At 62.0% G+C, this 552-nt stretch carries 1 protein-coding gene; it reads left to right on the top strand.

All coding sequences use genetic code 11. The annotated features are described in order from the left end of the window. The first annotated feature begins 243 nt into the window (after positions 1 to 243). Positions 244 to 444, top strand: coding sequence for a hypothetical protein (locus ACTQ0H_RS09305; RefSeq protein ID WP_441016603.1), 201 nt, complete (start codon positions 244 to 246; stop codon positions 442 to 444). Positions 445 to 552 lie beyond the last annotated feature (108 nt).

Raw genomic sequence — 552 nt, 5'->3', positions numbered from 1 at the left:
CAAGATTGCCGCTCTCGGCGGTGCTACCGTCAATGCCGAGGGCAAGACCCCGCTGCCCGCCGCCATCGAGTCCGCGCTGCGCGAGCTGGGCTGCGCCCACATCTCCCCCGAAGTCACCCTCTACATCCACGGCAATATGAACCAGTAACCTACCAAAAAGGGACAGGTTTATTTTGGCAGGTTTTATCTTGGGAAACGCGAAGAGTGCCACGCCAAATCACCGTTACGGACAGGGAGGCATTCATGCAGCTCGCCCTGCGCATACTTGGCATCCACAAGGCCCTCGCCCTGTATCCCGATATCAAAATTGAGATCATTGACGCCGGAGAGCGGAATGCCGCAGCCGACGGCCACGGCATCGGCGCCCAGATCGCCGAGCGCGCCGGCACCCAGGCAAGCGGCCACTCCGAAGCCACCGTCATCGATCTCGGCGCATACCTTTAGCGCACGGCCTTGACCGCCGCCGTCAGGTCGAACAGCGTATCGAGCACGGCCTCGCAGCCATCCACCACATTCTGCGGCAGCGGCACAATGTCGGGGACGGCAAAGACA

This window comes from Collinsella sp. LCP21S3_A3, from assembly GCF_052118905.1.
Classification (GTDB): Bacteria; Actinomycetota; Coriobacteriia; order Coriobacteriales; family Coriobacteriaceae; genus Collinsella.
This window is presented reverse-complemented; position numbering and strand designations above follow the sequence as displayed.

Bases quoted from the DNA above. Each gene is read 5' to 3' on its own strand.
- ACTQ0H_RS09305 (WP_441016603.1), top strand. From the start codon at position 244: ATGCAGCTCGCCCTGCGCATACTTGGCATCCACAAGGCCCTCGCCCTG.